The organism is Pedococcus sp., assembly GCF_036000045.1.
Taxonomy (GTDB): domain Bacteria; phylum Actinomycetota; class Actinomycetes; order Actinomycetales; family Dermatophilaceae; genus Pedococcus.
This window is the reverse complement of record NZ_DASYGF010000014.1, coordinates 12,957-36,117: the sequence shown is the minus strand read 5'-3', so window position 1 is coordinate 36,117 and position 23,161 is coordinate 12,957. Positions and strand designations below refer to the sequence as shown.

Annotated in this window: 25 protein-coding genes; 9 read left to right on the top strand and 16 right to left on the bottom strand. The window is 71.6% G+C overall.

Going from position 1 to position 23,161, the window contains the following annotated elements; all coding sequences use genetic code 11:
- The first annotated feature begins 14 nt into the window (after positions 1 to 14).
- Together purB and VGN50_RS01935 are read left to right on the top strand one after the other, a co-directional pair.
- On the top strand, positions 15 to 1,424 hold the full coding sequence (gene purB, locus VGN50_RS01940) for an adenylosuccinate lyase (protein WP_327442948.1): 1,410 nt from the start codon (positions 15 to 17) through the stop codon (positions 1,422 to 1,424).
- Between the two features lie 58 nt (positions 1,425 to 1,482).
- A complete protein-coding gene (locus VGN50_RS01935) occupies positions 1,483 to 1,839 on the top strand; it encodes a DUF2568 domain-containing protein (RefSeq protein ID WP_327442947.1) in 357 nt (118 codons plus the stop codon).
- An 89-nt stretch (positions 1,840 to 1,928) separates the two neighbouring features.
- On the opposite strand, the gene VGN50_RS01930 is transcribed toward VGN50_RS01935, so the two are convergent.
- The 5 genes from VGN50_RS01930 to VGN50_RS01910 all read right to left on the bottom strand — a co-directional run bounded on the left by VGN50_RS01930 (position 1,929) and on the right by VGN50_RS01910 (position 6,136).
- On the bottom strand, positions 1,929 to 2,564 hold the full coding sequence (locus tag VGN50_RS01930) for a VOC family protein (protein ID WP_327442946.1): 636 nt from the start codon (positions 2,562 to 2,564) through the stop codon (positions 1,929 to 1,931).
- A gap of 48 nt (positions 2,565 to 2,612) precedes the next feature.
- Positions 2,613 to 3,434 (bottom strand): RNA methyltransferase, encoded by an 822-nt coding sequence (locus VGN50_RS01925; RefSeq protein WP_327442945.1) that lies wholly within the window; start codon positions 3,432 to 3,434, stop codon positions 2,613 to 2,615.
- 61 nt (positions 3,435 to 3,495) lie between these two features.
- The gene (locus VGN50_RS01920; protein ID WP_327442944.1) at positions 3,496 to 4,293 is read right to left on the bottom strand and encodes an HAD family hydrolase; all 798 of its coding nucleotides are present in this window, start codon (positions 4,291 to 4,293) and stop codon (positions 3,496 to 3,498) included.
- A complete protein-coding gene (gene serS, locus VGN50_RS01915) occupies positions 4,290 to 5,552 on the bottom strand; it encodes a serine--tRNA ligase (protein ID WP_327442943.1) in 1,263 nt (420 codons plus the stop codon). Before serS ends, VGN50_RS01920 begins: the two co-directional genes overlap by 4 nt.
- 23 nt (positions 5,553 to 5,575) lie before the next feature.
- The gene (locus VGN50_RS01910) at positions 5,576 to 6,136 is read right to left on the bottom strand and encodes a DinB family protein (protein ID WP_327442942.1); all 561 of its coding nucleotides are present in this window, start codon (positions 6,134 to 6,136) and stop codon (positions 5,576 to 5,578) included.
- 64 nt (positions 6,137 to 6,200) lie between these two features.
- Between VGN50_RS01910 and VGN50_RS01905 the strand changes: the two genes are divergently transcribed.
- From VGN50_RS01905 to zwf, 3 genes are all read left to right on the top strand, one after another.
- Positions 6,201 to 7,319, top strand: coding sequence for a diacylglycerol kinase family protein (locus tag VGN50_RS01905; protein ID WP_327442941.1), 1,119 nt, complete (start codon positions 6,201 to 6,203; stop codon positions 7,317 to 7,319).
- 55 nt (positions 7,320 to 7,374) lie between these two features.
- On the top strand, positions 7,375 to 8,082 hold the full coding sequence (locus tag VGN50_RS01900) for a phosphatase PAP2 family protein (protein WP_327442940.1): 708 nt from the start codon (positions 7,375 to 7,377) through the stop codon (positions 8,080 to 8,082).
- A gap of 182 nt (positions 8,083 to 8,264) precedes the next feature.
- The gene (gene zwf / locus VGN50_RS01895) at positions 8,265 to 9,674 is read left to right on the top strand and encodes a glucose-6-phosphate dehydrogenase (RefSeq protein ID WP_414694522.1); all 1,410 of its coding nucleotides are present in this window, start codon (positions 8,265 to 8,267) and stop codon (positions 9,672 to 9,674) included.
- A 6-nt stretch (positions 9,675 to 9,680) separates the two neighbouring features.
- Here zwf and pheA read toward each other — a convergent pair whose 3' ends face one another.
- A complete protein-coding gene (pheA, locus tag VGN50_RS01890) occupies positions 9,681 to 10,607 on the bottom strand; it encodes a prephenate dehydratase (protein WP_327442939.1) in 927 nt (308 codons plus the stop codon).
- Entirely contained in the window at positions 10,604 to 11,020 is a 417-nt protein-coding gene (locus tag VGN50_RS01885; RefSeq protein WP_327442938.1) for a DUF4446 family protein, read from the bottom strand. Before VGN50_RS01885 ends, pheA begins: the two co-directional genes overlap by 4 nt.
- A 42-nt stretch (positions 11,021 to 11,062) precedes the next feature.
- On the opposite strand from VGN50_RS01885, the gene VGN50_RS01880 reads away from it, so the two are divergent.
- Positions 11,063 to 11,683, top strand: coding sequence for a TMEM165/GDT1 family protein (locus VGN50_RS01880; protein WP_327442937.1), 621 nt, complete (start codon positions 11,063 to 11,065; stop codon positions 11,681 to 11,683).
- Here the strand turns inward: VGN50_RS01880 and VGN50_RS01875 are convergent.
- Positions 11,642 to 12,991 carry a glycosyltransferase 87 family protein gene (locus tag VGN50_RS01875; RefSeq protein WP_327442936.1) on the bottom strand — a complete coding sequence of 450 codons (1,350 nt, stop codon included), beginning with the start codon at positions 12,989 to 12,991 and terminating at the stop codon, positions 11,642 to 11,644. The genes VGN50_RS01880 and VGN50_RS01875 overlap by 42 nt on opposite strands.
- 41 nt (positions 12,992 to 13,032) lie before the next feature.
- Here VGN50_RS01875 and VGN50_RS01870 point away from each other — a divergent pair, with 41 nt between their 5' ends.
- Positions 13,033 to 15,213: a hypothetical protein gene (locus VGN50_RS01870; RefSeq protein ID WP_327442935.1), complete on the top strand. Its 2,181-nt coding sequence runs from the start codon at positions 13,033 to 13,035 to the stop codon at positions 15,211 to 15,213.
- A 48-nt stretch (positions 15,214 to 15,261) separates the two neighbouring features.
- Here the strand turns inward: VGN50_RS01870 and VGN50_RS01865 are convergent, their stop codons facing one another.
- The 4 genes from VGN50_RS01865 to VGN50_RS01850 form a co-directional block, all read right to left on the bottom strand.
- Complete coding sequence (locus tag VGN50_RS01865; protein WP_327442934.1) at positions 15,262 to 15,996, bottom strand: glycosyltransferase; 735 nt, start codon at positions 15,994 to 15,996, stop codon at positions 15,262 to 15,264.
- A 10-nt stretch (positions 15,997 to 16,006) separates the two neighbouring features.
- Complete coding sequence (locus VGN50_RS01860) at positions 16,007 to 16,897, bottom strand: DUF5926 family protein (protein ID WP_327442933.1); 891 nt, start codon at positions 16,895 to 16,897, stop codon at positions 16,007 to 16,009.
- 31 nt (positions 16,898 to 16,928) lie between these two features.
- The gene (locus VGN50_RS01855) at positions 16,929 to 17,408 is read right to left on the bottom strand and encodes an ATP-binding protein (protein ID WP_327442932.1); all 480 of its coding nucleotides are present in this window, start codon (positions 17,406 to 17,408) and stop codon (positions 16,929 to 16,931) included.
- Positions 17,409 to 17,484: 76 nt separating this feature from the next.
- The gene (locus VGN50_RS01850; RefSeq protein ID WP_327442931.1) at positions 17,485 to 18,324 is read right to left on the bottom strand and encodes a glycerophosphodiester phosphodiesterase; all 840 of its coding nucleotides are present in this window, start codon (positions 18,322 to 18,324) and stop codon (positions 17,485 to 17,487) included.
- Positions 18,325 to 18,363: 39 nt separating this feature from the next.
- On the opposite strand from VGN50_RS01850, the gene VGN50_RS01845 reads away from it, so the two are divergent.
- Together VGN50_RS01845 and VGN50_RS01840 are read left to right on the top strand one after the other, a co-directional pair.
- Positions 18,364 to 18,915 carry a sigma-70 family RNA polymerase sigma factor gene (locus tag VGN50_RS01845; protein WP_327442930.1) on the top strand — a complete coding sequence of 184 codons (552 nt, stop codon included), beginning with the start codon at positions 18,364 to 18,366 and terminating at the stop codon, positions 18,913 to 18,915.
- Positions 18,912 to 19,502 carry a methylated-DNA--[protein]-cysteine S-methyltransferase gene (locus tag VGN50_RS01840; protein WP_327442929.1) on the top strand — a complete coding sequence of 197 codons (591 nt, stop codon included), beginning with the start codon at positions 18,912 to 18,914 and terminating at the stop codon, positions 19,500 to 19,502. The genes VGN50_RS01845 and VGN50_RS01840 overlap by 4 nt, the downstream gene beginning before the upstream one ends.
- A gap of 578 nt (positions 19,503 to 20,080) precedes the next feature.
- Here the strand turns inward: VGN50_RS01840 and VGN50_RS01835 are convergent.
- The 4 genes from VGN50_RS01835 to VGN50_RS01820 all read right to left on the bottom strand — a co-directional run bounded on the left by VGN50_RS01835 (position 20,081) and on the right by VGN50_RS01820 (position 23,127).
- Positions 20,081 to 21,289, bottom strand: a complete 1,209-nt coding sequence (locus tag VGN50_RS01835) for an ATP-binding protein (RefSeq protein ID WP_327442928.1) — start codon at positions 21,287 to 21,289, stop codon at positions 20,081 to 20,083.
- A gap of 75 nt (positions 21,290 to 21,364) precedes the next feature.
- The gene (locus tag VGN50_RS01830; RefSeq protein ID WP_327442927.1) at positions 21,365 to 21,787 is read right to left on the bottom strand and encodes a DUF3806 domain-containing protein; all 423 of its coding nucleotides are present in this window, start codon (positions 21,785 to 21,787) and stop codon (positions 21,365 to 21,367) included.
- 107 nt (positions 21,788 to 21,894) lie between these two features.
- A complete protein-coding gene (locus VGN50_RS01825; protein ID WP_327442926.1) occupies positions 21,895 to 22,230 on the bottom strand; it encodes a rhodanese-like domain-containing protein in 336 nt (111 codons plus the stop codon).
- A 36-nt stretch (positions 22,231 to 22,266) separates the two neighbouring features.
- Positions 22,267 to 23,127, bottom strand: a complete 861-nt coding sequence (locus VGN50_RS01820; RefSeq protein ID WP_327442973.1) for an Fpg/Nei family DNA glycosylase — start codon at positions 23,125 to 23,127, stop codon at positions 22,267 to 22,269.
- Positions 23,128 to 23,161: the final 34 nt, after the last annotated feature.

The window sequence follows — 23,161 nt, the reverse complement described above, 5'->3', positions numbered from 1 at the left end:
GGAGACTGTGACCCATGGCCTCGCTTGCTGACGCGACCCCGCCCATCGCCCTCGGCGCCCTCGACGGGCGGTACCGGGGCGCGGTGGCGCCGCTGGTCGACCACCTCTCCGAGCCGGCGCTCAACCGCGAGCGGCTGCACGTCGAGGTCGAGTGGCTCATCTTCCTCACCACCCACCAGGTGGTCCCCGGCGTCCGAGCGCTCACCGACGACGAGCAGCGGCAGCTACGCCAGGTGGTCGCCGACTTCGGGGCGGCCGAGATCGCCGAGCTGGCCGAGATCGAGCGCGAGACCCAGCACGATGTCAAGGCCGTCGAGTACTTCCTCAAGCGGCGGCTCATGCGGATCGCGCCGCGCGAAGAGGACCGCGGCCTGGCCGAGCTCATCCACTTCTGCTGCACGAGCGAGGACGTCAACAACCTGTCCTACGCGCTCATGGTGAAGGGCGCCGTCACCCAGGTGTGGCTGCCCCGCGCGACCGCCCTCGCCGAGACCGTCGCCACGATGGCCTCCGACCTGCGCGACGTGCCGCTCCTCGCGCACACCCACGGGCAGCCGGCGACGCCGACCACCATGGGCAAGGAGCTCGCCGTCCTCGCGCACCGGCTCGGCCGGCAGCTGCGCCGCGTCGAACGTGCCGACTACCTCGGCAAGCTCAACGGCGCGACCGGCACGTATGGCGCGCACCTCGCCGCCGTCCCGGGTGCCGACTGGCCCGCGCTGAGCAGGGAGTTCGTGGAGTCCCTCGGTCTGCAGTGGAACCCGCTCACCACGCAGATCGAGTCGCACGACTGGCAGGCCGAGCTCTATGCCGACGTGGCCCGCTTCAACCGCATCCTGCACAACCTCTGCACCGACGTCTGGACCTACATCTCGATGGGCTACTTCGCCCAGGTGCGCGGGCAGGGGACGGTCGGCTCCTCGACCATGCCTCACAAGGTCAACCCGATCCGTTTCGAGAACGCCGAGGCCAACCTCGAGGTCAGCAACGCACTGTTCGACGTGCTGGGCTCGACGCTCGTCCAGAGCCGCCTCCAGCGGGACCTGACCGACTCCTCGATGCAGCGGAACATCGGGACGGCGTTCGGGCACTCGCTGCTCGCGATCGACAACGCCGGTCGCGGCCTCGCCGGCTTGGACGCGGTGCCCGAGGCGATGGCCGCCGACCTCGACGCCAACTGGGAGGTGCTGGGCGAGCCGGTGCAGTCGGCCATGCGCGCCCTCGGCGCCCAGGGCGTGGCCGGCATGGAGAACCCCTACGAGCGGCTCAAGGAGCTCACCCGGGGGCGGCGCATCACGGGCGACGACCTGCGCGAGTTCGTCGCCGGTCTCGGCCTGCCCGACGACGTCGCCCAGCGGCTGTCGGAGCTGACGCCCCAGACCTACATCGGCGCCGCTCCCCAGCTGGTCGACTTCCTCGACTGACGGCCTTCCCCCACTGACAGACTTTCTCGACCGACCGGGCGACGGGCAGACTGGCCCCGTGGTCGCTGCCGGATGGGTCGTCCTTGCCGCCGTCTTCCTCGACGAGCTCCTCGCCGCGGCTGCGGCCGCCGTCTGGGGGCACGCAGCGGGGGGTGCGCTGCTGGCCACCGCCATGGTGGTGCTCGTCGTCGCGCTCTGGTGGGGCTTCGCCTCGCCCAAGGCGCCCATGGGTGGACCCGTCGTGCGGCCGGTGACCAAGGTGCTGGTCTTCGGCCTCGCCTCGATAGGTCTCTGGGCTGCTGGTCACCACGGCTGGGCGGTCGGTCTGCTGGTGTTCTCGATCGTGGTCAACGGACTCGCCCAGCTGCCCGCGGTCCGCGGCCTCGCCACCGCGGAGCCGGCGACCCCGCACTGACCGGGCTCGTATCCCGTTCGCCCCGTATGCCGTTCACAGAGCGATGAGCACGTCGGGATGACGTGGGGAGCAGCCAGCGCCCCCAGGGGTCAGACGGTGACCTTGCCGTTCGGGGTGTCGAACGTGACGGCCAGCAGACCCGGAGTGCCGTGCGGGGCCACGAAGGTGAAGTCGATCACCGAGGACGTCTCGTCGGCCGGCAGGTCGAGCCACTCGCGGACGCGCTCGGGGTCGCCGGCGATCTGGAGGTTGTCGATGGTGACCTCGGTGTGCGCCCCCACTGACGGGTGCAGGCTGGGGTCGGCCCACTGGACGAAGAACGGCAGCTGTGGGTCGGAGATCAGCCCCTTGACGCCGAGCTGGCGCCACCGGATCTCGGTGCCGTCCGGGCGGTAGCGGTTGCCGTCGACGGCGTGCCGCCCGATCCGCTCCTCGAACGGGGACAGGTCGTCGACCGCCACGACCCAACCCAGCCAGCCTCCGCCGTTGGCGGAGCGGGCCCGCACGGCCTGGCCGAAGGGCGCCTTGTCGGACGCGGGGTGGTCGAGGACCTCGACGACCTCCACGTATCGGTCGTGCGCCAGCGGAAGGATGATGTTGCGAGTGCCGAACCTCGGGTGCACGCCCCCGTCGACAGGATCCACCCCGATGCGCTTGGACAAGCGCTCAGCTGTCGCGCGAAGACCGTCGTGCTCCGCGGCATACGAAACGTGATCAACTCGCATACCCGACATCGTTACACACCCCAGACAGTGCCCCTGACACGGGTCTGCTCAGTGGTGCTGGCTTGACCTGCGGCGTTGCCGCACCGCCTCGTAGATGACGATCGCAGCCGAGGTGGCGACGTTCAGGGAGTTGGCGCGGCCCACCATGGGGATGCGGACCCTGTATGCCGCGTGGCGCAGCACCTGCTCGGTGAGGCCGTACTTCTCGGCGCCGACGGCGATGGCCACGGGCCCGGTGTAGTCGACGTCGGTGTAGTCGAGATCGGTGTCGGGAGTAGTCGCCACGAGCGCGATGCCCTGCTCGTCGAGCCAGCGCAGCGCCTCACCGGTCGGGTCGCTCGCGACCGGCACGCTGAACACGGTGCCCTTGCTCGAGCGAACCAGGTTGGGGTTGCCCCAGTCGGTCACCGGGTCGGCGGCGATGACGGCCTCGGCCCCCGCTGCATCGGCCGTCCGCAGCATGGCGCCGAGGTTGCCGGGCTTCTCGACGCCCTCGCACAGGACCGTGAGGGCACGAGGCCCCACCTCGAGGTCGGCGCATCGGCGCACAAGCGCGGGCACCACGGCGAGGAAGCCGTCCGGTCCCTCGCGGTAGGCGGCCTTCTCGAAGGCCACGCGCGAGACCTGGACCGTCTCCACGCCGTCGGCGCGCGCCCGCTCCACGACCGCGAGCTGGGACGGCGCGTCCAGCATGAGCTCGGGGCAGTAGTAGACCGACTCCGGCAGGACGCCTGCGTCCAGAGCCAGGGAGAGCTCCTCGAAGCCCTCGACGAGGGTGCGACCGAGCTCTTCGCGGGTGCGGCGGCGGCGCAGCGCCGTCAGCGACTTCAGGCGCGGGTTGGCCGGGGAGGAGATCAGCAGGTCTGGCATGGCGGAGCCCAGTGTGACAGCCCGGAGGCGCTCGCCGGGGAGGCCACCCGGCCGCCCCGTCTCACAGGAGCGACCGCAGCACTGGGACGAGACCGTCCTCGTCGACGTCGAGCGTGACCTCGTCGGCCACCGCCTTGACCGAGTCCGGCGCGTTGCCCATGGCCACGCCCCGGGCCGCCCACTGCAGCATCTCTATGTCGTTGCGCTGGTCACCGACCGCGAGGGTGTGCCGTGGGTCGACACCGAGCCGGCGCCTGAGGATCTCCAGGGCGGAACCCTTCGAGACGCCCTCGGGGTTGAGGTCGAGCCAGGCGCTGAACCCGACTGCGTAGCTCACGCCGTGCAGACCGATCCGCTCGGTCAGCGCGAGGAAGTCCTCGGCCGTGCCGTTGGGTGCCCGGAACGTCACGCGGGTCACGGGGTCGGCGACCAGCTCCTCCCACGGGACCACGCGCAGCTCGCCCTGGAGCTCGCCGTCGGGGAACGGGGCGCTGAGCTTGAACCCCACGCCCAGCTCCTCCACCGCCACCACGGCGTCGGGCCACTCGGCGCGGAGCAGGTCGAGCGCCGGGGCCGGGTCGAAGGTCACCGCCTCGATGATGCGGAAGCCCCGGCGCTCCATGGGGTCCAGCTCGAGGGTGACGGCACCGTTGGAGCACACGGCATACCCGTCGTAGACCCCGAGCTCGTCGAGGACCGTGGTGGTCGCGACGATCGACCGCCCGGTCGAGACGATGAGGTGATGGCCCGCGGCGACCACCTCCTGGACCGCCGCACGCACCGCCGGCGAGAGCTCGCCGGCGTGGTTGATCGTGGTGCCGTCGAGGTCGAGGGCGACCAGGTGGGGGGCGACCGTCATGCCGGTCTGAGGACCTCGAGCCCGAGGAACGGCCGCAGCGCCTGGGGCACGACGACCGACCCGTCGGCCTGCTGGTGGTTCTCGAGGATCGCCACGAGCCAGCGGGTCGTCGCGAGCGTGCCGTTGAGGGTCGCGACGGCGCGGGTGCCCGAGCCGTGCGGGTCGCGCTCGCGGGTGTTGAGCCGCCGGGCCTGGTATGTCGTGCAGTTCGAGGTGGAGGTGAGCTCGCGGTAGCGGCCCTGGGTCGGCACCCAGGCCTCGCAGTCGAACTTGCGCGCCGCCGGTCCGCCGAGGTCGCCGGCCGCGGTGTCGATGACGCGGTAGGGGACCTCGATCTTGGCCAGCATGTCCTTCTCCCAGGACAGGAGCCGCTGGTGCTCGGCGGCGGCGTCCTCGACCCGGCAGTAGGTGAACATCTCGACCTTGTGGAACTGGTGCACGCGGATGATGCCGCGGGTGTCCTTGCCATGCGACCCCGCCTCGCGGCGGTAGCAGGCCGACCACCCGGCATACCGCTTCGGGCCCGCAGAGAGGTCGAGGATCTCGTCGGCGTGGTAGCCGGCCAGGGCGACCTCGGACGTGCCGGTGAGGAACAGGTCGTCGGCCTCGAGCCGGTAGACCTCGTCGGCGTGCTTGTCGATGAACCCGGCACCGGCCATCACGTCGGTCTTGACCAGCGTCGGCGTGATCATCGGCGTGAAGCCGTGCTCGACCGCCTGGGCGATCCCCATGTTCAGCAGGGCCAGCTCGAGGCGCGCGCCCACGCCGGTCAGGAAGTAGAACCGGGACCCGGCCACCTTGGCGCCCCGCTCCATGTCGATGGCCCCGAGCGCCTCCCCGAGCGCCAGGTGGTCGCGCGGCTCGAAGTCGAACTCAGGGATGGCGCCCACGGTCTCGAGCACGGTGTAGTCGTCCTCGCCGCCGACCGGCACGCCGTCCTCGACGATGTTGCCGATCTGGCGGACCAGGAGGTCGAGCTGCGCCTCGGCCGCCTCGGCTTCGGCCTGCAGGGTCTTGACCCGCGCCGACATCTCCTTGGACCGGGCGAGCAGGGCCTGCTTCTCGTCACCGCTGGCCTGAGCGACCTGCTTGCCGAAGGACTTCTGCTCGGCCCGGAGCTGCTCGAACTCGGTCAACGAGGAGCGGCGGACCTGCTCGGCCTTGAGGATCGTGTCGACGATCCCCTCATCCTCACCACGGGCGCGCTGGCTCGCCCGGACCCGGTCCGGGTCCTCGCGCAGGAGCTTGATGTCGATCACCGGGCCAGCCTATCGAGGCCTGGTCAGGCGCCGACGTCGACCAGATGGTGGGCCAGGTCGTGCAGGAAGTACTGGCCCAGGGTCAGCACGGTGAACTGCGAGCCGTTGCTGCGCAGCCCCCGCCGGTCCCACTGGACGTCGCCCACCTCGTCGAAGGCGGAGGATGCTCGAGCAGCCGCCTCGGCCAGAGCGGCGGCAACCACGCCAGGGTCCTGCTCTGCATAGCCCTCCTGGACCGCGGTGGCGTCCTGGTCCCAGTTCTCGAACCGCGGGTCGTCCTCGGCGAGCATGAGCCGCACACGGGCCTCGAACACACGGCATACGTCCCGCACGTGGCACCCGTACTCCAGAGGCGACCAGACGCCCGGCTCCGGACGCCGACGCACGTCAGGTCGTGACAGCACCGCGGGCCAGGGGCCGGTCAGGGACAGGACGCGCTCCGCCACCTCCGGAGCCTGGACGGCAGAAGCCTCGAACCCGCACTCGGGACAAGCGCGGGCGATGGTCCACGTCCAGTCCTTGGTGTCGGCGACCACCGCCTCGCTGCCGCTGGTCTGCACGTCACCGGTCCGCTCGTCGCCCATGGCGCAAAGGTATGCCGCCAGCGAACCGTGCGAGCGGGCGCCGTGCGTGAGGTAGCGTCGGCCCGTGCTTCACGACCATGCCGGCTGGCTCACCATCGGCGCCATCGCCCTCGTCCTGATCGTGGCACTGGGCATCGCCGGGTGGGCTGCGGCGCGGCCCCGGCGAGGTGGCGACGGCTCGACCAGGCCCGGCCGCTGGGGACGGCGTCCCCACCGCAACGAGTTCCGCCCTGAGGGCACCGTGGCCGACGACACCCCCCGGCGCCGGGCGGCAGTGATCGTCAACCCCACGAAGTTCGACAACCTCGAGTCCGTGCAGCGACGCATCACCGCGCGGTGTCGAGAGCTCGGCTGGCAGGAGCCGTTGTTCATCAGCACGACCGAGGACGACCCCGGCACGGGCCAGGCCAAGGAGGCGCTGTCCCAGGGCGTCGACCTGGTCTGCCCGTTGGGCGGGGACGGCACCGTGCGCTCTGTCGCCGCCGGACTGGTCGGCACGGACACCCCGATGGGCCTGCTGCCCGGGGGCACCGGCAACCTGCTGGCCCGCAACCTCGACCTGCCGGTGGACGACCTCGACGACGCGCTCCGCGTGGCTCTCACTGGTCAGAACAAGCGCATCGACGCCGGTGAGCTGACCCTCGACGCGTCCGGCGAGCACGAGCGGCCGCAGCGCCACGTCTTCGTCGTCATGGCCGGACTCGGCTTCGACGCGGCGATCATGGCGGGTGCGCCCGAACGTCTCAAGGCGACGGTCGGACCGGCGGCGTACGTCGTGTCGGGAGCCAAGAACCTGCGTGGACCCCAGTTCAAGGTGCGCATCCAGGTGGACGAGCAGGAGGAGTTCAGCCGACGCACCCGCACGGTGGTGGTGGGCAACTGCGGCCGGCTGCTCGGCGGGCTCGTCCTGATGCCTGAGGCCGTGCTCGACGACGGGCTGCTCGACACCGTCATCCTCTCCCCGCAGGGCGTCGTGGGCTGGGCGGCCGTGGCAGCACGGATCGCCTCGCAGCGGCGCAAGGGCCACGAGCGCGTCGACCACCACACGAGCACGCAGATCCAGGTGCGCGCGGACCGGGCGCAGGAGGTCCAGATCGACGGCGACCCCATCGGCAAGGCCATGGCCATCTCGGCACGGGTGCTGCCCGGGGCCCTGGTCGTCCGAGTCGGCGCAGGCAGCTGAGCCCCACGGGGCTGTTCGCTGGGTGAACCCTGCCTCCAGGCACTACGTTCTCCCCATGTCTCGGATCCACCGCCAGGACGGCGTCGACCTGCTCACCCGGGCCATCGCGCCCGGAGTCGTCGTCTGGGGGGTCATCGTCGGTATCGGCCTGCTGCTCAAGGGGCCGCTGCTCCCCCTGTCTCGTGACGAGGAGTCCGTCAACAAGGACCTCGCGAGCCACCGCACCGCAACCTGGAACTCCATCACGGCGGTCTGGTCCCACCTGGGCAACACCGAGATCGTCATCGGCGTCTGTGTCGTGATGACGGCCATCCTGCTGTGGCGCACGCGCAGCTGGCGGCTCTCGGTGACCCCGGCCATCGCGATCGCCCTCCAGGCCACGATCTTCGTCATCGCCACCCACGTCATCGGGCGCCCCCGGCCACACGTGACCGAGCTGGACCCCGCTCCCCCGACCTCGAGCTATCCCAGCGGGCACGTGGGCGCCTCGTTCGCGCTCTACCTCACCCTCACGCTGCTCGCCATGGCCATCAAGCGCGCCTGGCTGCGATGGCTCACCTCGGTGGTGTGCATGCTCGTCCCGCTGCTGGTGTCCTATGCCCGGCTCTACCGCGGCATGCACCACGTCACCGACGTCGTCGTCGGCATGGCGAACGGCGTCGTCTGCGCGCTCCTTGCCTACGGCTGGTACCGCCACCGGCAGCAGGAGGAGTCGCCCGAGCGGGTCAAGAGCACCGAACCGACGCCCGCTGTCGCCGCCTGAGCGGTGGCGTGAGCCCGCTCAGCGCAGGGTCGGCCTCCACTCACGTGACGCGTGCGCCCGCTGGGCCCCGGTGACATGATCGGAACGTGTCCGAGCAGGCGAGGCGAAACGCCCAGACCATCAGCTACCCCGCAGCCGTGAGGTCGACCTCCAGGTCGCCGATCGAGGCGGCCGACCCGCACGTGGTCGTGCTCTTCGGCGCCACCGGGGACCTGGCCCGGCGCAAGCTCCTCCCGGGACTGGCACACCTGGACGTCTCAGAGCTGGCGCCCGAGATGCGGCTCGTGGCCACCTCGCTGGACGACCTCGACGCCGAGGGCTTCCGCGCTTTCGCCAAGCAGGCATTCGACGAGTTCACCCACCGGCCGCTCACCCAGGAGCAGTGGGACTCCTTCGCGAGCACCCTGACCTACGTTCCCCAGACGGCCGGCCCCGAGGCGCTGGCCAAGGCCGTCGCGGAGGCCGAGGCCGAGCTCGGCCCGGACGTGCGGCGCCTGCACTACCTGTCCGTGCCCCCCAAGGCTGCGGTCAACGTCATCACGATGCTGCGCGAGGCCGGACTCGTCGAGCGCTCCCGCGTCGTCATGGAGAAGCCCTTCGGCACCGACCTGGCGAGCGCGATCGCACTCAACGACCAGGTGCACGAGACGTTCGACGAGAGCCAGGTCTTCCGGATCGACCACTTCCTGGGCAAGGAGGCGGCCCAGAACATCCTGGCGTTCCGCTTCGCCAACGGGCTGTTCGAGCCCATCTGGAACCGCAACTTCATCGACCACGTGCAGATCGACATCCCCGAGACCCTGGGCCTGGACCAGCGGGCCAACTTCTACGAGTCCACCGGCGCCTACAAGGACATGGTGGTGACGCACCTGTTCCAGGTCATGGCGTTCGTGGCGATGGAGCCTCCGACGGCCTTGGAGCCGCGCTCCATCAGCGAGGAGAAGAACAAGGTCTTCCGCTCCCTGCTGCCGATCGAGCCGGCCAACGTCGTGCGCGGCCAGTTCGCCGGTTACACCTCGCTCGACGGGGTGGCGCCGGACAGCGACACCGAGACCTTCATCGCTTTGCGCGTGGGCCTGGACAACTGGCGCTGGGCCGGCGTGCCGTTCTACCTGCGGACCGGCAAGCGGATGGCCGAGGGTGCCCGCATCATCTCGATCGCCTTCAAGGAGGCGCCGCGGACGATGTTCCCGGCGAACTCGGGGGTGGGGTCGGCCGGACCTGACCACCTGACCTTCGACCTCGCCGACGAGTCCAAGGTGTCGCTCTCGTTCTATGGCAAGCGGCCCGGACCCGGCATGCGGCTGGAGAAGCTGTCGATGCAGTTCTCCACCCAGGAGACCGAGCGCGCCGGTGACGTGCTCGAGGCCTACGAGCGGCTGATCCTCGACGCGATGCGCGGTGACCACACGCTGTTCACCACCGCGGAGGGCATCGAGAGCCTGTGGGAGCGCTCGGCGCCGCTGCTGGAGAACCCACCCGAGGTCAAGCCCTACGGGGTCGGCACCTGGGGTCCGAACGCGATCCACCAGCTCATCGCGCCGCACGCCTGGCGGCTACCGTTCGAGCGGGCCTGGCGCGAGAAGAAGTAAGCGTTCCTACACGCTGCGCAGCGAGCGCAGCCAGGCCCGAGCCTCGCCGAACGCCTCGTCGCTGGTGTGCGGCGTGACGCGCACCGCCGTGCCGTGCGCGGCCGGGTAGCTGCCGAGGAAGCGCACCTCCGCGCACACCCGCTTCAGCCCCAGCAGCGCCTCGCCCACCCGCTCGTCGAGGACGTGGCCCTCGATGTCGATGGAGAAGCAGTAGCTGCCCATCGAGTCCTTGGTGGGCCGGGACTCCAGGCGGGACATGTTGATACCGCGGACCGCGAACTGCTCCAGCAGCTCGAGCAGGCCACCGGCGTGGTCGTCGCGCTGGAACAGGACCAGCGTCGTCTTGTCGGCCCCGGTGCGCTCGGGAAGGACACCCGGCCGCGAGACCAGCACGAACCGGGTCACGGCCGCGGAGTTGTCACCGATGTTCTCGGCGAGCACCTGCAGACCGTGGTCGGTGGCCGCGACCGGTGCGCAGACCGCCGCGTCGTATGCCGCGTGCCCGCCGCCGTCGCCCAATGCGGCCGCGGCGGCGGCGGTGGACAGGGTCGGGACGTAGACCGCGCCCGGAAGCTTGGCGTCCATCCAGCCGCGCACCTGCGCCCACGCGTGGCTGTGGGTGCCGACCGCACGGACGTCGCCAAGCGCCATACCGGGCCGCGCAGCGAGGACGAAGGTGATCGGGACGAGCACCTCGGCCACCACCACCAGGGGGTCACCACTGGACAGGGCGTCGAGGGTGGCGCTCACGCCGCCCTCCACAGAGTTCTCGATCGGCACCATCGCGCCGTCGACCTCGCCGTCGCGCAGGAGAGTGAGGGCGGCGTCGACCGACCCGCACGGCCGGTGCTCGGCACCCGCCGCAGGCGGCCAGGCGTCCAGCGCCATCTGGGTGAACGTGCCCGCCGGCCCGAGGTAGGCGTAGGTCGTCATGCCTTCTCCTGTCCGGTGCGCGCCGAGGCCAGCGCCTGCTGCTCCTCGGGGGTCAACGTGGCGTCGGAGGCGCCCCCGACGACGCCCTTGGCATAGGTGCGCGACTCGCCGCGGGCGTGGATCGAGGAGAAGACCAGGCCGTCGCCGCGGTCGTCGACGACGGCGGCGCTGAAGGACAGCCGCCCACCCATGTCGCCGAACGCGTCGTAACGGACGACCGCCACATGTCTCAGCGCCTGGGCGATGTCGGCACGCAGGGCGGCCAGGTCGCCCGAGCCCACGGGCCGCTGGCCCTCGTACTGACGGAGCCGGGCGCCCACCCTCGCCAGCCGGGTCAGGGCAGCCGCGGCCACCGCGAGCGCCACCACGGCGACGCCGAGCGCGAGGGTGGAGGTCGTCTGCGGGTCGGGCACGACGTCAGCGTATTAGGGCCGCGTCGATAGAGTCGACGCGATATGGAACTCCACCTCCTGACCGTGGCCATCGTCTTCGCCGCCATCTTCGTGGTCGAGCTTCCTGACAAGACGTTCATCGCTACGCTCGTGCTGGCGACGCGGTTCCGTCCGCTGTTCGTCTGGATCGGGGTCTCGCTCGCGTTCCTGGTCCAGACCGCCGTGGCGGTCACCGTGGGCGGCCTGTTGGCGCAGCTCCCCAAGCAACCCGTCGAGATCTTTGCTGCGGTGATGTTCGTCATCGGTGGTGTGATCCTGCTGCGGGGGGCCGGCAACGCCGACGAGGAGGAACGCGAGACCGAGGAGGAGTTCGCGCACAAGGGGCCGCCCAGTGCGCTCGGGCTCAGGGTCATCCTCGTGTCGTTCACCGTGCTGTTCCTGGCCGAGTGGGGCGACCTGTCCCAGCTCCTGACCGCCTCGATGGTGCTGCGGTTCCACCAGCCGGTGTCGGTGTTCCTGGGCGCCTCCCTCGCCCTGGTTGCCGTCTCCGGGTTGGGGGCGCTGCTCGGGCGCGCACTGCTCACGCGGGTGCGGCTGTCGACCATCCGGCGCGTGGGCGGCGGGCTGTGCCTGGTGCTGGCGCTACTCAGCGTGCTGCAGATCCTGGGCGTGCTCGGCGCCTGACGACACAGTCACCGGGCGCGTGGGTGGCGGCTCCGCCTCTGTGTCGGGAACGGGACGGCGGTGCAGGGCCCACCACATCAGGGCCAGCGACCCCAGGCAGAAGAACGTGTCGGTGTTCTGCAGGATGCGGCCGGGCCACGCCGGCAGCTCGGGGTGGGTGAGCCAGGTGATGCCCCACCACGGCATACGGCACAGGAACGCGCCGGTGACGGCGGTCGCGGCCAGCAGCCGTCGCCGGTCGCGCAGGGGGTCCGGCCCCAGGATCGCGAAGACCACGACGACCATCCAGTGCAGGTGGTGGATCCAGGCCACAGGCGACAGCAGCACCGCCATGAGCCCGACCACCGCGACCTCGCTGATCGAGTCGTCGGCCCGGTACGCGCGCCGCGCGAGGGCGAAACCCAACACACCGACGATGGCGATGAGCACGATCCACACGACGTCGCCGAGGTGACCCGAGGGACCCACCCGGAGCAGGAACCCGCGGATGCTCTGGTTGGAGGTGCCCGCGTTCGGGCCCAGGCGGGTCGGATCCTGCAACGCGCCGTCCCAGAAGGCGAAGGACGCCTCCGGCAGGAGCACCCATGACCCCACCGTCACGACCGCGGCGGTCGCGACAGCGGTGAAGGCCTCGCGCCAGCGCCGGTTCACGAGATAGTGCACGACGAACACGCCCGGCGTGAGCTTGATCGACATGGCGAGGCCGACGAGCACTCCCGGCGGGACCTTGCGCAGGATGCCCGGGCGGGGCCGGCGCAGGTCCATCAGGCAGGCGAGCACCATGAAGGCGTTGACCTGGCCGAACCGGATGCCGTCCGAGACGGGCTGGATCCACAGCATCGGGGCGGTGAGGAGTGCGAGGACGATCGGCACCCAGGGGCCGGCACGGTGGATGAGCCGCCAGGCGGCATACCAGACGATCGCGGTGGTGGCCGCGATCTGCGCAAGCGTCCACAGCCAGCCCACCGCCCCGAACGGGATCAGTGCGAGCGGGATGGCCAGCACGGCCGCGAAGGGCGGGTAGGTGAAGGGCAGCAGCTGCGGCGCCTCGGTCATCGCCGAGTAGATCGGGCGACCGGTGAGGATGGAGACGCCGGCCTCGCGGTAGACCTCGACGTCCACCTGCCACTGGTCGATCGGCCAGAAGACCAGGTAGCGCAGGACGGGGATCGCCGCCGCCGCGAGGATGAGCACGACCGCGAGAGCCCAGCGCCCTCGGCGCGGCCAGGTACCGATGCGAGCCCACGCGGCGCGCAGGCGGCGGCCACGACCAGAGGACACGGGGGCGGTCGAGGTCGTGGTGCTCACGCCCCCCATTGTTGCGTGTCGCCGCCCCGTAGCCTGTACCGGTGACCCGCCGTGCCCTGCTCCTGCTCGCCGGGCTGCTCATCGCGTGCTCCGGAGTGCTGCTCCCCGCCCCGTCCTGGGGAGCGACCCGTGACGCCTCCGTCGGCACCACCCGCCTCAACCCGACCATCCTGGTGGGCACCGGCGGCGTCACCTGGAGCGAGGTGTCCCCGCGCATCACACCGGCGCTGTGGTCCCTCCTGCGGGACGGTGCCACCGCCGCGCTGTCGATCCACTCGGTGTACCTCAACACCTGCCCCGTCGATGGCTGGCTCGGCCTCTCGGCCGGCAACCGCGCGGCCGCTCCCGGACCGGGCCAGGACGGGTCCCGCCAGGCCGGCGACGCGTGCCCGCGAATCCCCACCGTGGACAGTGGCGTCGTCCCGGGGTGGGGCAGCGACGTGGCCGCCGCGGCCGCGACCAAGTTCGACTCCCGGCTCGGCACCCTGGGCGAGACCCTGGCCGCCAACGGCCAGTGCGTGCAGGCGGTCGGGCCGGGCGCCGGCCTCGGGGCGGCCTACCTCTCCGGCTCAGTGCCGCGGTATGCCGCGTACGACGCCGCCCAGCTCACCGACCGGCTCTCGCGCTGCCGCGTCACCCTGGTCGACGTCGGCTCGCTGCGTGACCCGGCGGATGTCGCACCGTCGGAGCGACAGGGCGGTCTCCCGTCTCGCGACGCCCAGCTCAGGGCCATCGACGCGCGCATCGCCGAGGTCCTGGCCGCCGCGCCGAGCGGTTCCGACGTGATGGTCGCCAGCATGGCCGACGCCGGCCAGACCGCCCGGCTCGGCCTGGTCGCCGCGAGGGGCCCGGACTTCGGGTCGGGCACTCTCCGGTCGACCTCCACCCGGCAGACCGGTCTGGTCCAGGCCCCGGATCTCACAGTCACGCTGCTGGCGGCTGGGGGGGTGCCAGCGCCCCCAGAGCTCGGGGGAGCCGTGCTGCGACGCGACTCCGCCGGGGACAGCTCGGCCGACGGCGCCACCGCCCGGCTACGCGGGCTGGTCGACCAGGACGAGGCGAGCCAGGAGGTCCACGATCTCGTGCCGCCCTTCTTCTACGGCCTCGTGGGCGCTCAGCTGGCGATCTACGTCATCGCCCTGCTCCTGTGGCGCAGCGGTCGCGGCTCGACGGCGAACCGCCGCCACCTGCTGGCGACCATGCGTCGCATTGCCGTCGTCGGGTCGGCCGTCCCGGTCTCGACGTTCCTGGCGAACCTCCTGCCATGGTGGCGGTTCTCAGTGCCGATGGTCTCCCTCGTCGCCAGCGTGGCCGTCTTCACCGCCGTGATCTCGGCCGTTGCCCTGGTGGGCCCCTGGGCCCGTCGGGTGACCGGCCCGATGGCGGTGGTCTCGCTGGTCACCGTCATCGTGCTGGCGGCGGACGTGGTGCTCGGGTCCCACCTGCAGCTGTCCTCGTTGCTCGGCCTGCAGCCGGTCGTGGGGGGTCGCTTCTACGGGGTCGGCAACGTGACGTTCGCCGTGTTCGCGAGCGCCGCCCTGCTGTTGGGGGTGGCCGTGTCGGGTCACTTCGTGAACCAGGGGCGACCCCGACACGCGGCTGGCGCCGCAGTGGCCATCGGGCTGGTGGCGCTCGCCGTGGATGGGGCTCCCATGTGGGGAGCGGACGGCGGCGGTCCGCCCGCGCTGCTGCCAGGCCTGGCGTACTTCGTGCTGGCCATCCTGGGCATCCGGATGACCTGGCGTCGGGGCCTGCTCGTGGTAGCCGGCACCGCCGGGCTCTTCGTGCTCGTGGCCGTCGGGGACTGGCTGCGCCCGGCTCAGTCGCGCTCGCACCTCGGCCGATTCGTGCAGTCGATCATCGACGGAGGCGCCTCCGACATCGTGACCCGCAAGCTCGACCAGAACCTCTCGATCCTGCTCAGCACTCCGCTGGCGATGCTCGTCCCGGTCGGCCTCGTCCTCGCGATCGTCGTGCTCGCCAGACCCGTCGAGCGTGGGCCTCGCGCCCTACGTCCGGTCTACGAGCGGTGCCCGACCCTGCGCCCCGGCCTGGTCGCCCTGCTGATCACGCTGACGATCGGTTTCGTCGCCAACGACTCCGGCGTGGCGATCCCGGCCAACGGCGCCATCATCGCCATCCCGCTGGTCATCGCGCTCTGCCTTGGGGTGCTGGAGGAGCAGGTTCGCGCCAGCGGCGCGACCCGTTCCCCGCGTCGCTGAGCCTCACCCAGGCCACCAGGCCCCCGGGCCACCAGGCCCCCGGGCCACCTAGCGGGGGCGCCGAAGCCGGCGGCGCGCCCGCCGTGCCGCGAGGGCGAGCGCGACATCGCGGTACTGCCGCCCGCGGTGGAGCTGCCCACGCCAGTCCGACCCACTCACGCGGTGGTGCAGCTCGCAGGGCACCTCCTCGATGCGCAGCCCCGACAGCAGGACGTCCACGGTCAGGCCGACCTCGACGCCCCAGCCCCGGGAGAGCGGGGTGGCCGCCTCGAAGGCTGCCCTCGTCAGGCACCGCATGCCCGACAGCGGTTGCACCGCTCGGAACCCCGTGAGGTCTTCGATCCCCTGACGCGCCAGCCGGACCACCAGTCCACGGCCGCCGCCCGGCGTGTGCTGGGGAGGCAGCGTCGCCACCGTCATGTCGACCCGGCCCTCGATCACGGGGGTCACCAGGACGTCGAGGTGGGCGGCGGACGCCTCGAGGTCGGCATCGACGAAGAGCAACGGGCGAGGCCCATCCGGTATACCGGCCTGCTCCACCGTCTCGTGCCTGGCCACGTAGTCGGCGCCGGTCGCCAGGGCGGCGGCCTTGCCGCGGTTGCGGGCGTGACGCACCACCTCTGCACCGGCCGCGCGAGCCAGGTCTGCGGTCGCGTCCCGGCTGCCGTCGTCGACGACCACCACGAGGTCCACACCCGGCAGCTCACGGACCGCGCGGACGGTGGCGCCGATGCGCTGTGCCTCGTCCTTGGCCGGGACCACCGCGGCGATACGCGCGCTCATGTCGACGCCCTCAGCGCAGGGTGACCTGGCGGCTGAGCAGGCCCGACCGGGCGCGCCGCTCCTGCGCGGTCAGGGCGTCCTGGGTGTCCAGCGCTTCGGCATACCGGCGCATGAAGGCCGCGAGCGGCTCCTCGTAGTCGGCCGCCGCCTGCTCAGGGTCGAGATCCCACACCGGGACCAGCAGGCCACACGCGCGGAAGGCGCCGAGGAGCCGGGTGTCCTCGCCCAGGCCGCTGTCACCGGCCGCATGCAGCCGGGCCAGAGCGTCCGTGGCGAGGTCCTCCTCGTCGGGCAGCACGAGGCGGATGTGGGTGCGCTCGCCAATGCGGCACCAGTACGCGGAGGGGGCGGCGGCCATCTTCGCCGTCGGGACGACCGACTCGTTGGCCCGCTCGAGCGAGGCCTGCCCCTCCTCGTCCAGCTCGTTGTCACCCACCCAGAAGTCGAAGCCGTCGTGGATGGTGACGTCCAGGGGGCTCGAGAGGTCGAGCAGGTCCTGCAGCCTCGGAGACTCGGCCGTGGCCGGGGGCGTGCTGGCGACGGGCGTGCCCAGCTCGGCGGACGCCGCCGCCAGCAGCGAGATCGCCAGGTCGCGGGAGGCGTCACCGGAGACCGAGCCGGACTGCGTCCCGAAGAACACGGTGCCGTCGGCGCGATGCAGACCCGGCCATGCCAGCGGCAGCACGGTGGCGACGGTGGCCTCGTCCTTCGCGCCCTCGGGCGCCTGGCCGGCGGCGAAGCTCACCACGGCCGTCGCCGCGGGCAGGATCTCGCGCATCGCCACCCACTCGGTCTCACCCGGTAGGCCCTCGAACGGGCGGCGCACGAAGGGCGCGGGGTCGACCCGGGTGGTGGTGGAAGCGTGGTCTGCGCCCTTGCGACGCCGTGATGCCTTACCCATGGGACAAACCCTAGTGGCCTGGTCTCAGGCGTCAGCCGCGGTGGCTCCGGCGCCTGGAGGGACCTCCGAGGGAGGCCCAGACGGTGGAGCCGGTGCGGTCCTCAGTGACGCCCCACTCGTGCGCGAGACTGCGGACGATCCGCAGTCCGCGCCCCGACGGCGCCCAGATCGTGCGTGGAGCCGGACGCGGCGTACGGTCGCCGCCGCCGTCGGTGACCTCGACCTCGACCACGCCCGCCTTGACCTTCCAGTGCACCCGAAGGGTGCCGTCAGGCAGAGCGCGGGCGTGGCGGACTGCGTTGGAGACCAGCTCAGAGACCACGATCTCTGCCTCGTCGATGACGTCCGGGGCAACGTCGCGCTCCTGGAGGTCCTGGACGACGACCTTGCGAACCTCGGCCACCGAGGCGGCGCTCCAGGGCACCCTGACCGTGCGCGAGACCTCGCCGCCGCCCCGTGGCGTCGGCGAGGCCGACGGCACGGGTGGCTGCGGGTGCGGAGCGGAGGTCATGCGTGGTCCGGTGGTCCTTCGTGGGGGGTCGAGCTGACGGTGGCGCTGATGGCAGGCAGACGATCTCGGAGGGAGACTACCTAGTCGCCCTCACAGCGTCGAGAACCGCACGTGGATGGTTGCTGATGATGGCCTCCACACCCAGGTCGAGGCACAGTGCGACGTCCTCAGGCTCGTCGACGGTCCAGGCGAACACCTGGTGGCCGCGAGCGTGCTGGCGCTCGACTGTCTCGGGCCAGCGGCGCAGGATCGCGATGTCGACGCCGAGGGTCGTCACCCCCCGCGGCAGCGCGCCGTCGCGGAACCGCAGTGGCACGGAGTCCTCGACCAGGAAGACGGCCGGGACGTCCGGGCAGAGCTGCTGCATCCGCTGCAGGGCCAGCTGGCTGAACGACATCACACGCACCCAGGGCCGGCCCGGAGCGGGGACGCCGTCGAGGTCGAACTCGGCGAGCATCCGGGCGAGCTGGCGCTCGACGAGCCCGGCATAGCGGGTCGGGTGCTTGGTCTCGATCGCCAGCCCGAGGGGTCGGTCGGAGTGGGCCGTCAGCGTGGTGAGCAGGCGGCGCAGCGTCAGCAGCCGATTGCGGTCACGGTCAGGGAGCTCCTGGTCCTCGGGGTGCTGGGCCTTCCAGGACCCCCAGTCCAGACCCTCGAGCTCGGCGAGCTCCAGCGTGGACACGGTGCCCCGGCCGTTGGAGGTGCGGTTGACCCGGCGGTCGTGCACGCAGACGAGGTGCGAGTCGGCGGTGAGCCGGACGTCGCACTCGAGGGCGTCGGCCCCCTCGTCGATGGCGCGGAGGTAGGCCGCGAGGGTGTGCTCGGGCTCGGCCAGGCTTGAGCCACGGTGGGCGATCACGAGAGGGGTGTGACGGGTGGTCACGGCAAGGCGTCGGGAGACGGCGTCGTCGAGCACTCGACCATGGTTCCACACGGGGCACGAGGGTGCGGCACGATGGCCGGCAGGCACGCGGCATACGGGCTGCGGGTCCACTCACACGGGTGGGAGGCACGACGTTCCATGGGGGTGACACTGCCCGCCTTCCAGACCCTCGTCGACGCGCACTGGCGCGACGTGGCTCGCCTCGCCCATGCCCTGACCGGACCCGTCGACGGCGACGACGTGGCCCAGCAGGCGTGGACCCAGGCACTGGCCGCCTATCCGTCACTGCGCTCGGCGACGAACCTGCGGGGGTGGCTGCTCACCATCACGCACCGGTGCGCCATGGACGCGCACCGGGGACGGGCCCGCCGCGCGGTGCCCCACGACGACCCTCCCTCGTTGGCCAGTGTGCCGCTGTCGCCGGGGGCCGACGCCGACCTGCCCGACGGCGCCCTCTGGGCCAAGGTGGCCGCGCTGCCCGAGCGGCAGCGCGAGGCGGTCGTCCTCAAGTACGTCGCCGACCTCGACCACCCCACCATCGCCGCGGCGCTGGGCACCACCCCCGCGATGAGCCGCCGGCTCGTCAGCGACGCGCTCGCGACTCTGCGCAAGGACCTGCCATGACCGATCCCGTGGACCTGCTCCGCTCCTACTCCCCCGGCATCCGGCCGCCCGTCCTGGAGCCCTCGGACGTCTCGTACGTCGTCGAGGACACCGCGATCGGCCGGATGTTGTTGGCGCGTAATGCGTCTGGGGCACTGGTGGCCTCGACGTTCGTCCCCGACGCGGTCGCCGAGGAGCACGTCCTCACGCGGCTGAGTGCTCGCGTCTCACCTCGGGTGCTGCGTCAGCCGGGCCGGCTCGACGACGTGCGGGCCGAGCTGGACGCGTATCTGGCGGGGCACTCGCACGGTTTCTCCGTGCGCACCGACCTCGCCTTGGCGTCGGACTTCCAGCGGGCGGTGCTCCCGCGGCTGGCCGCCAGCGTCGGCTATGGCGAGCGGGCGACCTACGGCCAGCTCGCGGCGCTCGTGGAGCGGCCCAGCGCAGCCCGCGCGGTCGGCGCCGCGCTCGGCGCGAACCCCCTCTGTGTCGTCATCCCGTGCCATCGCGTGGTCGCGTCCAGCGGTGCCCTGACCGGGTATGCCGGCGGGCTGGCCGCCAAGCGCTTCCTTCTCGACCTGGAGGCGGGCGCTCAGCCGCGGGGCTGAGTGGCCCAGGGCGAAGCATCGGAGGCTCCCGGGGCCTCCCCATCCGCACCCCCGGCCGGGTTCGGTTCGCGAAGCGAAACTGGCTTTCGCATATCCACAGGCGACTTTCGCAACGCGGGACTCGCGGGGGCCTCCGTTGGGCGGCCGATTCCAAGGACCCCTGGTCAGAGGCCTGGCCCACGAACGCTTCGGACCGAGGAAGGCAGGTCGAGGCACCAGCGAACAGGGCCCAGCTTGGACCTCCCGCTGGCGAACAGCTCGAGCCGCCGAGCTCCGACCAGTTCTGTTGGGGAAGCGAAAGTGGCTTTCGTACTTCCACAGGCGACTTTCGCAACGCGGGACAACGGTTATCGGAAACCGAAGGGGGTTCCATCGGCGGCCTTGTGGTGGTCGACTGGATGGTTACCGGTGCAGGGTCAGGCGGTGACAAGTAGGCCCTGCGGATCGTCCCGATCGAGTCCAGCTGCCTTGCCGACGGCGCCGGTCGTGGGCAGGTTCGCCACTCTGACCCGTTCGAGTGACTCGGCGCCTACGGCCACGGTGTAAACGTGAGCTGGACGCTCGCTGAGTGCTCGGAGTCAGGTCGTGCGCAGGTAACGGCCGAAGTGCGGGACGGTGAAGGCGATCCGGCCGCGCTCCCCCGAGTAGATCAACCCCTTCTTCAGGAGCGCGTCACGAGCGGGAGACAGTGACTGGGGCTTGCGGTCCAGCACCGAAGCCACAGCCGAGGTGGGCACGGACTCGGTCTCGTCGACCTCTTCGCCGGCCTCGGCCAGGGCGACGGCCGCATCGGCCATGGCGCGCAGGTACTCGCGCTCGGCGGGCGTCGCCCGCTCGTAGCGCGACCCGAAGAACCCGACCGCCAGCTCGGCCTCGGCCTCGGGGGCGGCAACCGACACGTCGTCGGCAGTGATCGGCGACCTCGGCGCGACGTCCCAGGCGACCTTGCCGTAGGCCTGGACGAAGTACGGGTAGCCCGCCGTCGCGGCATACAACGCGTCGAGCGCCTCGGGGGTGAACGCCGCCTCCTCGTCGGCTGCCGGCGCAACGAGCGCCAGGTCGGCCGCGGCACGGTCAAGACGGTCGATGCGCTGGTACCGGAACAACCGCTCGGAGTAGGACTTGGAGGCCGACAGCACGGCGGGCAGATGCGGCAGCCCGGCACCGACGACGATCACCGGCAGGCCCGACTGGGAGATCTCGTGGCATGCCGCGCAGATCGCCGAGACGTCGTCGGGCGCCAGGTCCTGCATCTCGTCGATGAACACGGCGACACCGCGTCCGACATCTGCGGCCAGTCCACCCACGTCGGTGAGGAGCTCCACGAGGTCGATCTCGATGTCACCGGAGTCGGCGCGCCCGGTGATCGCCGGCGCGTCGATGCCAGGGTTCCACCGGTCGCGCAGCTTGGCGCCCGCCGCGGAGTCGCGCTGCGCGAACGCCTTGATCACGCCGAGCACGTGGTCGACCTCGTCGCCAGCAGGGTGTCCGAGCTCGCGGACAGCAACGTGCAGTGCAGCCGACAGTGGTCGGCGTAGACCCTGGTCGGGCCTCGCCTCGAGCTTGCCGGTGCCCCAATGGGCGCGCACGGCAGCCGACCGCAGGGCGTTGAGCAGCACGGTCTTGCCGACGCCCCGCAGACCGGTCAGCACGATGGAGCGCTCCGGGCGCCCGCGCGCGATCCGCTCCAGCACCACGTCGAAGGCGTGGAGCTGCTCGTCGCGGCCGGCCAGCTCGGGCGGTCGCTGGCCGGCGCCGGGGGCATAGGGGTTGCGAATCGGGTCCACGATCGCAGCGTATGGCCATCTCTAGGAAAAGCCCGAGATTTCGGCATACGCGCCGATCGTGTTGGGTGCCGTTGCCTATCGGCGGTTGCGGCGTCGCACGATGTGTCCGACGACCGGCTCGACCCATCCGGTCTCGCCACGCATCCACCGGCCCGCGACGAGGTTGTGGGGCACGACGACGAAGCTGCCCTTGAAGCCCTCGGTGAGCGCCAGGTCGGTCCCGAAGACGTCGGTGACCACCTGCCAGTCGAGGTCGGTGTGGCGGTCAAGGTGCTCGCCGATGCCGAGGGCGTAGCGCTCGACGACCGCAGCATGGTCCGGACGCGCGCCCTCGGGCGCCTCCGACCACGAGGCATACGCCCGGTCCAGCCCGGCCCCCAGGGAGTGGAGGTCGTCCACCTCGACGCCCTCCGCGCCCAGCGCTGCCAGGGCCGCAGCGATCCGCGCCCGCTCGTCCTCGCCGAGGGGCTCGACCACGGGCTGCAACGACGCGCCCATGTCGAGACTGTCGCCCGCGTCGGGCAGCCTCCGCTGCGACGCACCGTCATCGGCACGATCCGAGGGTGTCTCCTGCTGACGACGGCCGAACCAGGCCATGACCCGGGCTACTTCACCGACGGGGAGCCGGAGTCGGCTACGAGCTGCTTGCCGGCGCTCTCCCAGGCCTTCATCCCGCCGTCGAGGTTCGCGACGTCGAAGCCCTGCTGGCTGAGCCAGGCCACCGCTCGGGCCGAGCGCCCGCCGCCTCGACAGGCCACGGCCAGCGGGGCCGTGTCGCTGTCGGGGAGCTCGTCGAGCCGCGAGGGCAGCTCGCCCAGGGGGATGTGGACAGCGCCGGGGGCGTGCCCCGCGTCCCACTCGTCCTGCTCGCGGACGTCGAGGACCACGGCGTCGTCGGAGACCTCGTGAACGGCGATCTGCGGGATGCTCATGCGCGCCATCCTCTCATCGGCGCCGTCCTCGTGGCGCCGGACGGGTCACTTGAGCAGCCGGGACATGCGGCGGTCGGCCAGCGGCTTGCCACCGGTCTGACACGTGGCGCAGTACTGCAGCGACGAGTCGGCGAAGGACACCTCGCGCACCACGTCGCCGCACACAGGGCAGGTCTCGCCGGTGCGCCCGTGCACCCGCATGCCGGCACGCTTGGCGTCCTTGAGCTCCTTGGCCGGCTTGCCTGAGGCAGCGGCGACGGCCGTCGACAAGGTCGAGCGCAGCGCGGCATAGAGCCGGTCGACCGCCTCGTCGTCGAGGCTGGAGGCCATCGCGAACGGTGACATCTTGGCCACATGGAGGATCTCGTCCGAGTAGGCGTTGCCGATCCCCGCGATGAAGCCCTGGTCGCGCAGCAGCCCCTTGACCTGCGACCGGCGACCGGTGAGCAGCGCGGCGAAGGCGTCTCTCGTGAACTCGGGTGAGAGCGGGTCGGGGCCCAGCGTCGCGATCCCGGGCACGTCGTGAGGGTCACGGACCAGGTATGCCGCGAGCCGCTTCTTCGTGCCCGCCTCGGTCAGGTCGAAGCCCGACCCGTCTGAGAACCGGGCCCGTAGGGCGATGGGCGACTTGCCGGGTCGCAGGACCGTGTTGGGGAGGGCATCCGACCAGCGCAGCCAGCCGGCGCGGGCGAGGTGGAACACCAGATGCACGCCGTCGCAGTCGAGGTCGATGAACTTGCCGTGCCGCGAGACCGAGTCGACCGGCGCCCCCGCGAGCGCCTGCGGTGGCGGGTCGAACGTCTTGAGCACCGAGAACGAGCCGAGCTCGACGCCCGTGACGCCCAGGCCGACGACCCGCCCGCCGAGGAAGTCGACGAGCGCCTGGACCTCCGGCAGCTCTGGCACCCCGTCATTGTGGCGCAGTGGTGCGACGATGGTC

Excerpts from the sequence above, each read along its gene's own strand:
- purB (WP_327442948.1), top strand. The coding sequence starts at position 15 with ATGGCCTCGCTTGCTGACGCGACCCCGCCCATCGCCCTCGGCGCCCTC.
- VGN50_RS01930 (WP_327442946.1), bottom strand. The coding sequence starts at position 2,564 with ATGCGAGTTGATCACGTTTCGTATGCCGCGGAGCACGACGGTCTTCGC.
- VGN50_RS01825 (WP_327442926.1), bottom strand. The coding sequence starts at position 22,230 with ATGGCGCGCATGAGCATCCCGCAGATCGCCGTTCACGAGGTCTCCGAC.
- VGN50_RS01920 (WP_327442944.1), bottom strand. The coding sequence starts at position 4,293 with ATGACGGTCGCCCCCCACCTGGTCGCCCTCGACCTCGACGGCACCACG.
- VGN50_RS01845 (WP_327442930.1), top strand. The coding sequence starts at position 18,364 with ATGGCCGGCAGGCACGCGGCATACGGGCTGCGGGTCCACTCACACGGG.
- VGN50_RS01860 (WP_327442933.1), bottom strand. The coding sequence starts at position 16,897 with ATGGGTAAGGCATCACGGCGTCGCAAGGGCGCAGACCACGCTTCCACC.
- VGN50_RS01880 (WP_327442937.1), top strand. The coding sequence starts at position 11,063 with ATGGAACTCCACCTCCTGACCGTGGCCATCGTCTTCGCCGCCATCTTC.
- VGN50_RS01910 (WP_327442942.1), bottom strand. The coding sequence starts at position 6,136 with ATGGGCGACGAGCGGACCGGTGACGTGCAGACCAGCGGCAGCGAGGCG.
- VGN50_RS01840 (WP_327442929.1), top strand. The coding sequence starts at position 18,912 with ATGACCGATCCCGTGGACCTGCTCCGCTCCTACTCCCCCGGCATCCGG.
- VGN50_RS01925 (WP_327442945.1), bottom strand. The coding sequence starts at position 3,434 with ATGCCAGACCTGCTGATCTCCTCCCCGGCCAACCCGCGCCTGAAGTCG.
- VGN50_RS01900 (WP_327442940.1), top strand. The coding sequence starts at position 7,375 with ATGTCTCGGATCCACCGCCAGGACGGCGTCGACCTGCTCACCCGGGCC.
- VGN50_RS01855 (WP_327442932.1), bottom strand. The coding sequence starts at position 17,408 with ATGACCTCCGCTCCGCACCCGCAGCCACCCGTGCCGTCGGCCTCGCCG.
- pheA (WP_327442939.1), bottom strand. The coding sequence starts at position 10,607 with ATGACGACCTACGCCTACCTCGGGCCGGCGGGCACGTTCACCCAGATG.
- VGN50_RS01830 (WP_327442927.1), bottom strand. The coding sequence starts at position 21,787 with ATGGGCGCGTCGTTGCAGCCCGTGGTCGAGCCCCTCGGCGAGGACGAG.
- VGN50_RS01865 (WP_327442934.1), bottom strand. The coding sequence starts at position 15,996 with ATGAGCGCGCGTATCGCCGCGGTGGTCCCGGCCAAGGACGAGGCACAG.